This window comes from Burkholderia seminalis, assembly GCF_001718535.1.
GTDB lineage: Bacteria > Pseudomonadota > Gammaproteobacteria > Burkholderiales > Burkholderiaceae > Burkholderia > Burkholderia seminalis.
In genome coordinates, this window is the sequence record NZ_CP013400.1 from 1973192 (window position 1) to 1986359 (window position 13168).

Consider the following 13168-nt stretch of genomic DNA (forward strand, 5'->3'; position numbering starts at 1 on the left):
CCGTTCACGCCGATAACGGGCTTGCGCCGGCCTCAACCACGCGTCAAGCGGATCAGCGCGATCTCGGACGGCACGCCGAAGCGGTTCGGCGGCCCCCAGTATCCGGTGCCGCGGCTCGTATAAAGCCACATGTCGCCGAAGCGGTTCAGCCCGCCGATCACCGGCTGCTGCATCCGTACGAACGGCGGCCACGGCAGGAACTGGCCGCCGTGCGTATGGCCCGACAGCTGCACGGTGTAACCCGCGCGATTCGCCGCTTCCGCGCTGCGCGGCTGATGCGCGAGCAGGATCTTCGTGCCGACGTCGCGCGGTGCACCCGCCAGCGCCTGCTCGGGGTCGCTGCGATGCGCGGGATCGAACCCGCCGGCCGTGAAATCGGTCACGCCCGCGAGCACCGCGCGCGCGCCGTCATGCTCGATCAGCACGTGCTCGTTCAGCAGCACCGTCAGCCCGATGCGGCGGAATTCGTCGATCCACTCATGCGCGCCCGCGTAATACTCATGGTTGCCGGTCACGAGGAAGCTGCCGTGCCGCGACCGCATCTGGCCGAGCGGCGCCGTGTGGTCGCGCAGGCGCTTGACCGAACCGTCCACCACGTCGCCGGTCACGACCACCAGGTCGGCGTCGAGCGCATTGACCGCACGCACGATCCGTTCGATGTACGGCCGCTTGATCGTCGGCCCGACGTGGATGTCGGACAGCTGGACGATCGTCAGCCCGTCGAGCGCCGCCGGCAGCCCCGCCACCGGAATCGACACGCGCTTGACCGCCGCCGTGCGGCGCGCGCCGACGAACCCGATCGCGGTGACGAGCACCGCGGCCGCCAGCACGCCGAGCGCCGTGTCGGTCGCGGCGCCGCGCCACGCGCCGTCGTGCCCGAGATACCGCCACGCGACCACGCCGAGCAGCACGAACTCGCGCAGCAACGTCAGCACCAGCAGCGACGAAAAAAAACCCATCACGAGCGCGCCGGCCCAGCCGACCAGCGTCGCCGCCCAGCCTTCGTCGAAGCGGCGCGAGAACATGCCGACCGGAATCAGCACGACGAAGCTCGCCAGCACGAGCGCCGCGATCGTGCGCGCGACCGGCGACGCGAATGCATCGGGAATGATCCGTATCCCGACGTACAGATGGAACAGCACGCCGATTGCAATGAACCGGACAAAGAAACTTCGCATGGAACACTCACCTTCGTTGCGACACCGCTTCCGCGACGCGCGGCACGGGGCTGTCCCGTACCGCACGTCGCGCCATACGCACGATGGTACACAGATCCCGCCCGTGACGACCGGTCGCGGCCGCCGGTGAAGGGCCGCGCGGCTTCACGCGATAGCCGGCCGGATTCGCGTACGGTCAGGCAGCAATCGATCGTTTCCACCGTCATTGCACTGCGTCGGCATGACAAAAGCTGCCTCCCTTCTTTCATCTGACGATCCTTTACAGTCCGTTAGCAACCCTACGCGAGAGCGCACTGGCAGAATCGCGGCGGGCCAGTCATCGTTGCGGAAACGCGCGGCCGGACGGACCGGCACGACCGTCGGCGCGTCCGCGAGCGCGCACCGCCCGTGCCGTGCACGCGCGCCGGATGGCTGGCGATCCGCATCGCGCTGATTTATGATCGGCTCCGTACCCTGGAATCGTCGTCGCGGCGACGATCCGCATTGCGCCGCGCCCGGCATCCACCCCCAACGTCGAGCTCGTCACACCATGAGAAAAACAATGCCGCGCGCGCCCCTGCGCGTTGCCGCCGCCCTGGCGCCCGCCCTGCCGCTCGCGGGCTGCGCGTCGCGAGGCGCCCCGTCGTACGTGCTGTTCGGCGCGTATTTCCCGCTCTGGCTCGTCAGCGCGATCGTCGGCGTCATCGGCGCGATCGTCGCGCACCGCGTGTTCGTCGCGACCGGCTGGGCCGCCACCGTGCCTTACCAGCTCGCCGTCTGCACCGCGATCGGGCTCGTGGTCGCCGTGATCGTCTGGCTCACCGGCACGGGGCCGTTCGCATGAAGGCCGCCGGACTCCCCCGCCCGTCCGTGAAAGGCCGCGTGATCGCGCTCGCGATCGTCGCGCTCGGCATCGCCGCGCTCGTGTATGCGTACTACCGCACGACGGCCTACCCGTCCACCGACGACGCGTCGATCGACGCGGACGTCGTGCACGTCGCGTCGCCGGTCGGCGGCCGCATCGTGCAACTCGCCGTGCACGAGAACCAGCGCGTCGCGAAGGGCGACCTGCTGTACGAGATCGATCCCGTGCCGTACCGGCTGTCGGTCGCGCAGGCGCAGGCCGACGTCGAACTCGCGCGCGCATCGCTCGACACGCGCCGCCGCTCGCTGATCGGCGAGCGTTCGAACGCGGCGGTCGCCGCCGAGCAGGTCAAGCGCGCGACGCAGAACTACGATCTCGCGACGCGCGACGTGAACCGCCTCGCGCCGCTTGCCGCGCAGGGCTACGTCAGCGCGCAGCAGTTCGACCAGGCGAAGGTCCGCCAGCGCGACGCGTCCGTGTCGCTCGCGCAGGCGCAGGAACAGCAGCACGCATCGGCCCGGACGATCGGCGACGAAGCCGACGCGATCGCGACGCTGCATGCGCGCGAAGCCGCGCTCGCACGCGCACAGCATGCACTCGACGATACGGTCGTGCGCGCGCCGCACGACGGGCTCGTGACGGGCCTGACCGTGCTCGCCGGCGAAACCCTCGCGCCGAACCAGTCGATCTTCACGCTGATCGACGCGCGCGAATGGTTCGCCGTCGGCAACTTCCGCGAGACGGCGCTGAGCCGCATCGCGGTCGGCGATTGCGCCACCGTCTATTCGATGATCGACCGCAGCCGCCCGCTGACGGGCAAGGTCGTCGGCATCGGCGCCGGCATCGCGGACAGCGCGCGCATCAACCTGCCGCGCTCGCTGCCGATCGTGCAGAACTCGGTGAACTGGGTGCACGTCGCGCAGCGCTTCCCGGTGCGCGTGAAGCTCGACGAGCCCGACGCCGCGCTCGTACGCGTCGGCGCCAGCGCGATCGTCGAGGTCCGGCATGGCACTGCCTGCCGCTGACGTTCGCGCGCCGGGCCCGCGCGAAGTCCTGCGACTGCTCGCGCCGTTTCCGGGGCGCACGGCCATCGCCGTGCGCGTCGCGCTCATCTGCGCGCTGACCGCGCTCGTGACGGCCGCGAATGGCACGCCCGAAGCCGCGCTGTCCGCGTACGTCGTGTTCTTCATGATCCGCGCCGACCGCGTGACGAGCATCGTGCTCGCGGCCGCGCTGCTGCTGATCGTCACGATCGTGATCGGGCTCGTGCTCGGCATCGCGATCTTCAGCATCGACTATTCGATCCTGCGGGTCGCCTGCATGGCCGTGCTGTCGGTCGCCCTCCTCTATCTGACTTCCGCCAGCAAGCTGCGCCCGGTGGGCGCGATCCTCGCGATGATCGTCGGCTTCGGGCTCGACCAGCTCGGCCTCGCGCCGTTCGGCGAGGCCGCGACGCGCGCGTTGCTCTATATCTGGCTGACGATCGCGATCCCCGTCGGCGTGGCGATCGTCGTCAACCTGCTGATCGCGCCGTCGCCGCGCAAGCTCCTGCACGCGCAACTCGCGAAGCGGCTGCGGCTCTCCGCGCGACGACTGCGCGGCGGCGACGATACACGCGCCGCGTTCGACGCGAGCCTGCGCGAAGGCGACAAGCAGTTGCTCACGTGGCTCAAGCTGTCGAAACTCGAAGGCTCGTCGAGCGCCGCCGACGTCGCGGCGCTGCGGCAGGCCATCGCGTCGAGCACCGCGCTGATGGTCGGCGTCGCGCTGGCCGATCGCGAACCGGACGCACGGCTGCCCGATGCGTTCGCCGCGCCGATCGCCGCGACGCTCGACGACATGGCCGCCATTCTCGAACGCGGCGGCTACCCGGTCGACGTGACGCTCGCGCTGCCGCCCGCCGACGCGCTGCCGCCGCTCGCGCGCATCGCCGCGACCGACCTCCATGCCGCGATCACGCGTTTCGCGGAGCCGGGCGCGACGGCCGATGCCGCGGCCGCCGCCCCTGCCGCCATACCCGAAGCCCCCGCGCCGGCCGCACGCGGCGGCTTCTTCCTGCCCGACGCCCGCACCAATCCCGACCACATCCGTTATGCGCTGAAGACGACCGCCGCGGCGATCTTCTGCTACCTGCTGTACTCGCAACTCGACTGGTCGGGCATCCATACCTGCGTCGTCACCTGCTACATCGTGTCGCTCGGCTCGACGGCCGAAACGGTCGAGAAGCTCACGCTGCGGATCGTCGGCTGCATGGTCGGCGCGCTGCTCGGCACCGCCGCGCTCGTGTTCGTCGTGCCGGCGCTGTCGTCGGTCGGCCACCTGATGGCGCTCGTGTTCGCCGGCGCGTGGCTGTCCGCGTGGATCGCATTCGGCTCGCCGCGCATCGCGTACGCGGGTTTCCAGATCGCGTTCGCGTTTTTCCTGTGCGTGATCCAGGGCGCCGGCCCCGGCTTCGACCTGACGATCGCGCGCGACCGCACGATCGGCATCCTGCTCGGCAACGTCGTCGTGTATCTCGTGTTCACGCGCATCTGGCCCGTCAGCATCGGCAAGCAGATCGACGTCGCGCTCGCCGCGCTGCTCGACCAGTGGCGGCGGATCGCGCGGATCGCGCAGCCGGCCGAGCGACGCACGCTCGCGGCCGAAGCGTTCGCGCGCCATGGCGCGATCACGCAGGAGCTCGGCCTGGTCCATTACGAACCGTCGTGGGTCCGACCGGCCGCGACGTGGCTGGCCACGCGGCGGCGCGCGCTCGCGGAACTCGGCGCGCTCGAAGGCCCGCTGTTCCTGCTCGCCGAACGCCAACCCGGCGACATCGCGATCGACGCGCAACTCGCGCGCGTGACCGAACCGGGCGGCGACAACGCCGTGCCCCGTCCGGACGCCCGCGCACCCTCGGCCGCGCCGCCGGGCGCCGCCCCCACCGACCCCGCACGCGACGCGCTGCTGAACCTGATCGACACGCGGCTCGCGCAGATCGCCGACGCCGCCCGTCCAGCCACACCGAAGGAGCCTGCCCCCCATGCGTCGACCTGAACCGCCGGCCGCCTCGATCGCCGTAGCCGCCCTCGCGACCGCCGTCGCACTGGCCGGTTGCGCGACGTCGTCGATCGACCTGGCGCCGGAGGCATCCGACCGCCCGTGGCAGCCGCAAACGTCGGCCGCGGGCGACATCGTGCCGGGCCCGCCGCGCGCGTCCACGCCAGGCGCGCACGACTACACGCTGCCCGCGTCGCCGGCGCTCGCGTCGGTCTCGCCGCCGGCCGTGCTCGATGCCGCGCATCCGTACACGCTGCCCGAGCTGATCGATCTCGCCGAATCGGCGAACCCGCTCACCCGCATCGCGTGGAACGACGCTCGCAATGCGGCGCTCGCGGTCGGCCTCGCCAAGGCCGCCTACCTGCCGCGCCTGTCGGCGACCGCGATGGGCGCGTACCAGACGAGCCACGGCTCGACGTCCACGATCCTCGGCGATTCGTCGAGCGACACCACCGTGCACGGCACGATTTCGGCGCTGTCGCTGCAATGGCTGCTGTTCGATTTCGGCGGCCGCGCGGCGCGCGTCGAAGCGGCCGAACAGGCCTCGATCGCGTCGAACGTCGCGTTCACGGCCGTGCACCAGCAGGTGATCCACGACGTGACGGTCTCGTACTACCGTTACGAAGCCGCGCGCTCGCGCGCCGTCAGCGCCCAGCAGGGTCTCGCGAACGCGGACGCGATCCTCGCGGCGTCGCGCGCGCGGCTCAAGCACGGCGTCGGCACGGTCGTCGAGCTCGCGCAGGCGACGCAGAACCGCGCGCAGGCGAACCTCGCGCTCGTCCAGGCAAACGGCGCGGAAAGCGACAGCTACCTCGCGCTCGTCTCCGCGCTCGGCATCTCGCCGCTGTCGAAGCCGACGATCGCCGCGCTGCCGAAGCGGCCGCTGCCACCCGCGCTCGGCTCGTCGGTCGATGCGATCGTGTCGGATGCGATCGCGCGCCGCCCCGACCTGCAGGGCGCGTTCGCGCTCGAAAAGGCCAATCGCGCGAAGATCAAGGCCGCCGAAGCCGCGTTCATGCCGAAGATCTTCCTGTCCGCGTCGACGTCATACGCGAGTGGCGGCACGGCCATTTCCGCATTACCCGCGATCGGCGACCAGGCGCCGACCGTCAACCTGAACGGAAGCCGCTACGGCGGCGGCGTGTTTCTCGGCGTGACGATTCCGCTGTACGACGGCGGCCTGCGCTCGGCCGTGCTGATGCAGGCGCGCAACGATGCGGAAAGCGCGTCCGCGCGCCTCACGCGGACCAAGGAGGAAGCCGTGCGGCAGGTCGTCGCCGCGCAGAACGCGGTGCAGACGAGCCTCGCGTCGCACGACGCGGCCAAGGCGCTCGTCGATGCCGCGCAGACCAGCTACGACGCGGCGCTGACCGCGTACCGTAACGGCGTCGGCTCGGTCACCGACGCGACGATCGCGCAGAGCCAGCTGCTCGCGGCCCGAAACGCGGAGGTCGACAGCTATGCGGGCGCGCTGTCGGCCGCCGCCGCGCTCGCGCTCGCGACGGGCACGATCGGCGCCGCGCAGTAGCACGGCCGCCGCAAGGCGGTTGACGCCTGCGCGCGCCGCCCACTAGAATGCCGCCCATTCTTCCTTCAGGAACCATCGTGGACAGTTGCAGCACTCCGTTGCGTGCGCCGCTTGCCGCCTGAACGCCTGTCCGACGCAGTTCTCCTGCCCCGGCTCGCGTTCCGCGAGCCCGCACGCCCCCCGTTACACACTAAATGACGCATTCGCGCGGTACAGTACCGCGCGATGACGGCCGTCCACGCGTCGCCCATGGCCTTGCGCCGCGGCGACGACGGCCGGCGCGCGCTTCTTGCACGGCAGGACAACCATGACTTTCGATTTCGCACTCCGTCTTTTCACCGCGTTCGCCTGCGGCGTCGCCATCGGCCTCGAGCGCCAGATGCGCCAGCGCACGGCCGGCCTGCGCACCATCACGCTCGTCGCCAGCGGCGCGTGCCTGTTCGTCACGCTCGGCGTACTGACCGGCAATGGCGTCGCGGGCGTCACGCAGATCGCCGCCTACGTCGTGTCGGGCGTCGGCTTTCTCGGCGGCGGCGTGATCATGCGCGACAAGGGCTCGATCCAGGGCATCAACACGGCCGCGACGCTGTGGTGCTCGGCCGCCGTCGGTGTGCTGGCCGGCTCCGGCCATTACGTGCCCGCACTGGCCGGCACCGGCGTCGTGCTGCTCACCAATACCGTGCTGCGCGGTGTCAGCCAGGCGATCAACGCGACGCCCGTCTCGAACGCCGATCTCGTGCGCGAATACCAGATCACGGTGATCTGCCTGGCCGCCGACGAAGTGCACATCCGCACGCTGCTGTCGAACGCGATGTACGCGAAGCCGCTGTCGTTCCAGAGCCTGACGAGCGAGGACGTACCCGATCAGCCGGACCGGCTGAAGGTGACCGCGACGTTGAAGCTGCATCCGAAGGATCAGCAGAAGCTCGAACAGATCGCGAGCCGGATGAGCATGGAGAAGAGCATTTCCAGCGTGAGCTGGACCGCGAAGGAAGCGGAACCGATGATGGAGTGAGCGGCGTGGCGGCCGCCGCATCCGGCGCCGCCCTCGCCTGCGTCACGGCGCGTCGATGAGCCCGGCCGAAATCGCCTTCACGACCGCCTGGACCTTGTTGGTCGCGCCGAGCTTCTCGAGGATGTTGTTGACGTGGAAGTTGACCGTCCGCTCCGAGATGCTGAGGATCTGGCCGATTTCGCACGCGGTCTTGCCCTCGGCCGTCCAGCACAGCACCTCGCGCTCGCGCGCGGTCAGCGTGACGCCCGCCGCGGGCGACAGCTTCGGCACCATGAAGCGGCTCATCAGCGAATGCGACAGGTTCGCGAGCCAGTTCGTCTGCAGCGTCAGCATATTGATTTCGGCAGGCGTCAGCCGGTCGGCATGGCGCGCGATGCTCAGCAGGCCGAACGCGCCGCGGGCCGCCCAGCTCGACTGCGCGACGCCCACCGACAGCCCGAAATCGCGCGCGTCCTGCCACAGCGGGCACGGGTCGATCCGGTCGACATCCGGCCAGACGATCATGTTGGTGCTCAGCGCGCCGTCGCGAACCGTCGAATCGATCTCGATGTAGTTTTGCGCCTGGTAGTGCGCCATCCAGCCGTCGGGATAGGTATTGAAGATGGCGACCGACGGCTTCGATACGGGCAGCGGTACGCGAATGCCGTAGCAGCAGTATTCGAATCCCAGCCGCCTCGAATAGGCGGCGATCCGCTGGAAGAGCTGCTGCTCGTCTTCCGCGGCGCTGAATTGTTGATAGGCATCCTGCCAGCGCAGTTCCATTCGTTCTCCGACAACGTCACGCTGTCATACTTGTCAGGTTCCAGCACCCGTTCGAGGCTGATACATTCCGCGCATGACCTCACCTTTGCTGCACCCGGTCCCCGGCCCGTCCCCGGACGGCTACGTACGCCTGTCAAAAGACGCACTGGCCGTGCTTGCACTCGACCATGTCTCGAGCGGCCTCGACGCATCCTTGCTGGCCGAACTGCGCGACAGCGCGATCGACGCACGCCTCGCCGGCTACACCGAATGGCACCGCGCGGCCGGCGCCGGCGCCCCTTACGTGACGGTCGGCTGGGACTGGTACCTCGAACGCGCGACGGGCACGTTCGTGATCGCGGGCGGCGACGTCCGCAGCAACGTGATGGTCGTCGATGCCACCGGCGCCGACATCGGCATGGTCCGCACGGCCGCCGCGCTCGCCGCGCGGCTTGCCGGCATGGACTGGCCCGCCGCGGTCGCGTCGGCCGTGCTCGGTCGCAACGACACCTATCATGCCGGTCCCACGCTCCAGTGACAACCTGCCGCGCATTCCTCTGATCATTTCGCAAGACTGGCGCTCTTTATAAGCAAAAGCCGTCCAGTTTTCAATCCCGTCGATCAAGAAACCGTTACCACGCCGCAAATGGCGCCTTTGGGCCGCCACCCTGTAAGAGTTACCAGTTACAGCTCCCTCGTGCCGCGCGATGTAATGCACGCATACAAAAGCACAGATCCGAGGACACCATGCGGACCTTCGTTCACGAGGAAGGGCGGTTGCCACACGAACTTGCAGCGGATCTAGGGCGCTATCGGCGCCGCGTATTCGTCGAACAGCTCGGTTGGGCGCTTCCGTCGGCGAACGAAAGCTTCGAGCGCGACCAGTTCGATCGCGACGATACCGTCTACGTGTTCGCGAGGAACGCCGGCGGCGACATGTGCGGATGCGCGCGCCTGCTGCCCACCACGCGCCCGTACCTGCTGAAGTCGCTGTTCGCCGACCTGATCGCCGAAGACATGCCGCTGCCGCAATCGGCCGCCGTCTGGGAGTTGTCCAGGTTCGCGGCGACCGACGACGAAGGCGGCCCGGGCAACGCCGAGTGGGCCGTGCGCCCGATGCTGGCCGCGGTCGTCGAATGCGCGGCGCAGCTCGGCGCGCGCCAGCTGATCGGCGTGACGTTCGCGAGCATGGAGCGGCTGTTCCGCCGGATCGGCATTCACGCGCACCGCGCAGGCCCGCCGAAACAGGTGGACGGTCGTCTGGTGGTCGCGTGCTGGATCGACATCGATCCGCAAACGTTTGCCGCGCTAGGAATCGAGCCGGGGCAGGCAACCCGGCAAGCCATCGCCGCCTGAGCCGGAACGCGCGTGTCCGTCCGGGCGGCATCGTAACGAAGGAGAACCAACGTGGACCAGTCTCAGGTCTTTCGCGCGATGATGCCCGGCTTGACGAGCGCCGGCGGCGCCCGCATTGCGGTCGCCTATCCGTCGTTTCCCAGGCCCCTGCCGCTCGTGCGGCTCGACCGCCGCGGGCTCGTGTTTCGCGCCGCCGGCGCCGCGCCGCTCGTCTGCGGGCTGCCGCGCCCCGCGACGCTGCTGGTCGCGGACGAGCCGCTCTGCTCGCTGCGCCTCGTGATTCGCGGCACCGCCCCGGCCGGAGGCGGGCAGCACGACCTGACGATGCAGCCGTCCGGCGCCGCCGGCGACGAGCTACTGTGGCATGCGCTGCGCGATCGCGCACCGTACCGGCACATTCGGCACCCGCTGGCGCCCGTCGATACGACCCGCGCCGCTGACAGCGCGCCGCTCGCACCGGCCGGCGAGGCCGCCCCGCGCCCGTCGCGCAGCACGGCCTTTCGCCTGCCGTGCCACAGCGACGCGCTGTTCTTTGCCGACTGGCTCGAATATCACTTCGACGAGCTGCGCGCGCTGTCGCAGCAGCACGGGCCGCAACTGCAGCTCAATCAGCTCGAGCGCCAGGTGGCCGACGACGAGGTCGGCGTACGCTTCGTCTACGACATCGACGGCCATGCGACGCGGCATGCGCTGACCGACTGCGCACGCGAGGCCTGTGCATGGATCGAGACGGAAATGCGCGACAAGTACGCGCTGCCCGTCGCGCAGGAGCGGTTCGGCGCGTTTGCGGCACATGCGCGGGCCAGCGGCATGTGAATGGATCACGCGGCTGCCAGTTGCATGGATACAACTAGCGCTTGCAAACGTCCGGGTTTTCCCTTAAATTGACGTCTGTCTCCTCCATGTCTCCAAACATGGATTCAGCCCGCTCAAGCAGCGGGCTTTTTTATTGCCTGCGCGGATCTCGGGGCCACATCATTTTCCGTTCCGGCTAACCCGCCGGACGTGCGCCGGCCGGGTGCAGCCAGTAGTGATACACCGTAAATATCAGCGCAAGCGCCACGACCAGGATCAACAACAGGTATAGCCAACCCTTCCTGGTCGACGGCAGGTCCGTCACGGCGCCGACGTCACCCGTCAGTGCCATCAACGCGACCATCGCCAGCCCGGCCAGTACCAACGTGCCCTTGGCCACCCATCCAAAGACGGCCTCCAGTCCGGCCGCCCATCGCGATTGGCGATAAGGTCCGGCAACCGGCCGACGCAGATCGGGCTTACTCATTCCTCATCTCCCGTCCGACCTGCACGAATCCGCACGTCGAACAGCAGGCTGCTGCGGAAGGCCGGGATTTGAGGGCTCCGCAGACATGCGGCGGCCGCGGTGCACACACTGAATCTGAAGCGTCATGTTTGTTGTACCTTGAGCGAGTCGGGAGTCGCCCCTCCGCTTCGTTTGGCCGAAACGAATCGATATCGTTCGACACGACGAGCATGCGCCGCGACACGATCCGCTCGCCTCACGCAATCCCGATCGGTCCGCTTATCATTGACCGGGCCCGCCACCCTTCGCCGAGGTCATCTTGCACGCCCACTTGCGTATTGCCCGCCCGGTCAGCAACCTCGCCCGCACCGAGCGCATGTATCGCGACGCCCTCGACCTGTCGGTCCTCGCGCGTTTCGACGATCACGACGGCTTTTCCGGCGTGATGCTCGGACGCGAAGGCCTCGACTATCACCTCGAATTCACGCACTGCCCGGATCATCCGATCGCGCCGTCGCCCACACCCGAAGACCTGATCGTCTTCTACCTGCCCGATCGACCGGAATGGGAAGCCGCGTGCGAGCGCGCCGCCGCACATGGCTTCATGCCCGTGACGTCGTTCAATCCGTACTGGGAAATATCCGGCCAGACCTTCGAGGATGCCGACGGCTACCGAATCGTGCTGCAGAACGGCACGTGGCACTGACACGCGCAGACGCGTGAGCCGTTACGCGCCGGCAACCCCGCCGGCGCGCGCGACATACACGACGTGCGGCCGCAGCGGATGCCCGTCCGGCAACGCGGGATGATCGAAGTCGCGCGCGGATTGGCGCAGCATGCCGATCTGTTCCATCACACGCCGCGACCGCACGTTGGTGTCGGCCGTCCACGCGAAGATTTCGCCGAGCCCGGCCCGGCCGAACCCGTCGGCCAACGCGGCGGCAGCCGCTTCGAGCGCGTAGCCCTGCCCCCACGCGTGGCGCGCCTGCCGCCACATGATCTCGACGCTCGGCGCCATCGGATGGGTTGCACGCGCTTCATGCGACAGACCGCAAAGCCCGAGCAGCGTCGCGTCGGCACGACGTTCGACCGCCCACACGCCGAAGCCGTGTGCATCGAAATGCGCGTCGAAGTGCGCGATGAGGTCGCTCGCCTCGTCGACGGACATCGGGCCGCGCGCGAGCCACGCGGTCACGTCCGAATCGGCATGCATCGCCGAAAGCGCACCCGCATCCGACGCACGCCAGCGACGCAGCATCAGGCGTTCGGTTTCGATCTTCGAGAGGGTGGACATGGGTGATGAGAATCGCACGGGCGGCAGCGGAACGCTGGTGACATCACGAACCCGAACGCGGGGCGGCTGACGAAGGAGGAAGCTCGATCGTCGCGTCCGCCCGCGACGATCGATGGAACAAACCACGAGAAACGGGCACGGGTGCGCCCATCGCGATTACTCGTTTTCTTCGAAGTAATGCCCGAACTTCGTCTGCTTCGTGCGGATATAACGCTCGTTTTCCTCGCGTACGGGCACCGCCAGCGCCACGCGTTCGCAGACCGGAATGCCGTGCTTCGCGAGCGTGTCGAACTTCTCCGGGTTGTTGCTCATCAGCCGCACCGACGTCACGCCGAGGATCCGCAGGATCGCGGCGGCCGAATCGTATTCGCGGGCATCGTCGGGCAGGCCGAGGTCGAGGTTCGCCTCGACGGTGTCGCGCCCCTGCTCCTGCAGCGCGTACGCGCGGATCTTGTTGCTCAGGCCGATCCCGCGCCCTTCATGACCGCGCAGGTACAACAGCACGCCGCGGTCTTCCGCCGCGATGTAGCGCAACGCAAGGTCGAGCTGCTCGCCGCAATCGCAGCGATACGAGCCGAACACGTCGCCGGTCAGGCATTCGGAGTGCAGCCGCGTCAGCACCGACTGCTCGCCGGCCACGTCGCCCATCACGAGCGCAAGATGTTCGGCATCGCTGCCCGATACGCGAAACGCGTATGACTTGAACGTACCGTAACGCGTAGGCAGCGACGCGGTGGCGACGAGTGTCACGCACTCGTCGGCCTGGTCATTGCCCGGCGCGGGCGATTGGGGACGCGAAGACATCATGAATTGAATCGAAACGTTCAGGAATGTAGGAGTTGTGTGGATAGTGCGTGACGGGAGTTTACCGCTAATCTGGAAACGTCACGCGACTGCCACTGCGCGCCCGGC

At 68.7% G+C, this 13168-nt stretch carries 14 protein-coding genes; 9 read left to right on the forward strand and 5 right to left on the reverse strand.

Annotation, left to right across the window (positions count from 1 at the left end):
- Nucleotides 1-32: 32 nt before the first annotated feature.
- Nucleotides 33-1178 carry a metallophosphoesterase gene (locus WJ12_RS29455; RefSeq protein WP_059557586.1) on the reverse strand — a complete coding sequence of 382 codons (1146 nt, stop codon included), beginning with the start codon at nucleotides 1176-1178 and terminating at the stop codon, nucleotides 33-35.
- 529 nt (nucleotides 1179-1707) lie between these two features.
- Between WJ12_RS29455 and WJ12_RS29460 the strand changes: the two genes are divergently transcribed.
- The 5 genes from WJ12_RS29460 (at nucleotide 1708) to WJ12_RS29480 (ending at nucleotide 7604) form a co-directional block, all read left to right on the forward strand.
- Nucleotides 1708-2001, forward strand: coding sequence for a hypothetical protein (locus tag WJ12_RS29460; protein WP_034189907.1), 294 nt, complete (start codon nucleotides 1708-1710; stop codon nucleotides 1999-2001).
- Nucleotides 1998-3047 (forward strand): multidrug transporter subunit MdtN, encoded by a 1050-nt coding sequence (gene mdtN / locus WJ12_RS29465; protein ID WP_034189908.1) that lies wholly within the window; start codon nucleotides 1998-2000, stop codon nucleotides 3045-3047. The genes WJ12_RS29460 and mdtN overlap by 4 nt, the downstream gene beginning before the upstream one ends.
- Complete coding sequence (locus tag WJ12_RS29470) at nucleotides 3028-5058, forward strand: FUSC family protein (RefSeq protein ID WP_059557584.1); 2031 nt, start codon at nucleotides 3028-3030, stop codon at nucleotides 5056-5058. The genes mdtN and WJ12_RS29470 overlap by 20 nt, the downstream gene beginning before the upstream one ends.
- On the forward strand, nucleotides 5045-6589 hold the full coding sequence (locus tag WJ12_RS29475; protein ID WP_059557583.1) for a TolC family protein: 1545 nt from the start codon (nucleotides 5045-5047) through the stop codon (nucleotides 6587-6589). The genes WJ12_RS29470 and WJ12_RS29475 overlap by 14 nt, the downstream gene beginning before the upstream one ends.
- 307 nt (nucleotides 6590-6896) lie before the next feature.
- Nucleotides 6897-7604 (forward strand): MgtC/SapB family protein, encoded by a 708-nt coding sequence (locus WJ12_RS29480; RefSeq protein ID WP_006483946.1) that lies wholly within the window; start codon nucleotides 6897-6899, stop codon nucleotides 7602-7604.
- A gap of 42 nt (nucleotides 7605-7646) precedes the next feature.
- On the opposite strand, the gene WJ12_RS29485 is transcribed toward WJ12_RS29480, so the two are convergent.
- Nucleotides 7647-8366 (reverse strand): autoinducer binding domain-containing protein, encoded by a 720-nt coding sequence (locus WJ12_RS29485; protein ID WP_034189911.1) that lies wholly within the window; start codon nucleotides 8364-8366, stop codon nucleotides 7647-7649.
- A 73-nt stretch (nucleotides 8367-8439) separates the two neighbouring features.
- Between WJ12_RS29485 and WJ12_RS29490 the strand changes: the two genes are divergently transcribed.
- The 3 genes from WJ12_RS29490 (at nucleotide 8440) to WJ12_RS29500 (ending at nucleotide 10517) form a co-directional block, all read left to right on the forward strand.
- Nucleotides 8440-8883: a DUF4902 domain-containing protein gene (locus WJ12_RS29490; RefSeq protein ID WP_059557581.1), complete on the forward strand. Its 444-nt coding sequence runs from the start codon at nucleotides 8440-8442 to the stop codon at nucleotides 8881-8883.
- A gap of 209 nt (nucleotides 8884-9092) precedes the next feature.
- Nucleotides 9093-9701, forward strand: a complete 609-nt coding sequence (locus tag WJ12_RS29495; RefSeq protein WP_049035377.1) for an acyl-homoserine-lactone synthase — start codon at nucleotides 9093-9095, stop codon at nucleotides 9699-9701.
- Nucleotides 9702-9752: 51 nt separating this feature from the next.
- Nucleotides 9753-10517, forward strand: a complete 765-nt coding sequence (locus WJ12_RS29500) for a hypothetical protein (protein ID WP_197423869.1) — start codon at nucleotides 9753-9755, stop codon at nucleotides 10515-10517.
- A 175-nt stretch (nucleotides 10518-10692) separates the two neighbouring features.
- Here WJ12_RS29500 and WJ12_RS29505 read toward each other — a convergent pair whose 3' ends face one another.
- Nucleotides 10693-10983, reverse strand: coding sequence for a hypothetical protein (locus WJ12_RS29505; protein ID WP_059557577.1), 291 nt, complete (start codon nucleotides 10981-10983; stop codon nucleotides 10693-10695).
- Nucleotides 10984-11281: 298 nt separating this feature from the next.
- On the opposite strand from WJ12_RS29505, the gene WJ12_RS29510 reads away from it, so the two are divergent.
- Nucleotides 11282-11668, forward strand: a complete 387-nt coding sequence (locus WJ12_RS29510; protein ID WP_059557575.1) for a VOC family protein — start codon at nucleotides 11282-11284, stop codon at nucleotides 11666-11668.
- Between the two features lie 21 nt (nucleotides 11669-11689).
- Here the strand turns inward: WJ12_RS29510 and WJ12_RS29515 are convergent, their stop codons facing one another.
- Both WJ12_RS29515 and ribA read right to left on the reverse strand, forming a co-directional pair.
- Nucleotides 11690-12256 (reverse strand): GNAT family N-acetyltransferase, encoded by a 567-nt coding sequence (locus WJ12_RS29515; RefSeq protein WP_059557573.1) that lies wholly within the window; start codon nucleotides 12254-12256, stop codon nucleotides 11690-11692.
- A gap of 156 nt (nucleotides 12257-12412) precedes the next feature.
- A complete protein-coding gene (ribA, locus tag WJ12_RS29520) occupies nucleotides 12413-13063 on the reverse strand; it encodes a GTP cyclohydrolase II (RefSeq protein WP_034189918.1) in 651 nt (216 codons plus the stop codon).
- Between the last annotated feature and the right edge of the window lie 105 nt (nucleotides 13064-13168).

Bases quoted from the DNA above. Each gene is read 5' to 3' on its own strand.
- WJ12_RS29455 (WP_059557586.1), bottom strand. From the start codon at position 1,178: ATGCGAAGTTTCTTTGTCCGGTTCATTGCAATCGGCGTGCTGTTCCAT.
- WJ12_RS29460 (WP_034189907.1), top strand. From the start codon at position 1,708: ATGAGAAAAACAATGCCGCGCGCGCCCCTGCGCGTTGCCGCCGCCCTG.
- mdtN (WP_034189908.1), top strand. From the start codon at position 1,998: ATGAAGGCCGCCGGACTCCCCCGCCCGTCCGTGAAAGGCCGCGTGATC.
- WJ12_RS29470 (WP_059557584.1), top strand. From the start codon at position 3,028: ATGGCACTGCCTGCCGCTGACGTTCGCGCGCCGGGCCCGCGCGAAGTC.
- WJ12_RS29475 (WP_059557583.1), top strand. From the start codon at position 5,045: ATGCGTCGACCTGAACCGCCGGCCGCCTCGATCGCCGTAGCCGCCCTC.
- WJ12_RS29480 (WP_006483946.1), top strand. From the start codon at position 6,897: ATGACTTTCGATTTCGCACTCCGTCTTTTCACCGCGTTCGCCTGCGGC.
- WJ12_RS29485 (WP_034189911.1), bottom strand. From the start codon at position 8,366: ATGGAACTGCGCTGGCAGGATGCCTATCAACAATTCAGCGCCGCGGAA.
- WJ12_RS29490 (WP_059557581.1), top strand. From the start codon at position 8,440: ATGACCTCACCTTTGCTGCACCCGGTCCCCGGCCCGTCCCCGGACGGC.
- WJ12_RS29495 (WP_049035377.1), top strand. From the start codon at position 9,093: ATGCGGACCTTCGTTCACGAGGAAGGGCGGTTGCCACACGAACTTGCA.
- WJ12_RS29505 (WP_059557577.1), bottom strand. From the start codon at position 10,983: ATGAGTAAGCCCGATCTGCGTCGGCCGGTTGCCGGACCTTATCGCCAA.
- WJ12_RS29515 (WP_059557573.1), bottom strand. From the start codon at position 12,256: ATGTCCACCCTCTCGAAGATCGAAACCGAACGCCTGATGCTGCGTCGC.
- ribA (WP_034189918.1), bottom strand. From the start codon at position 13,063: ATGATGTCTTCGCGTCCCCAATCGCCCGCGCCGGGCAATGACCAGGCC.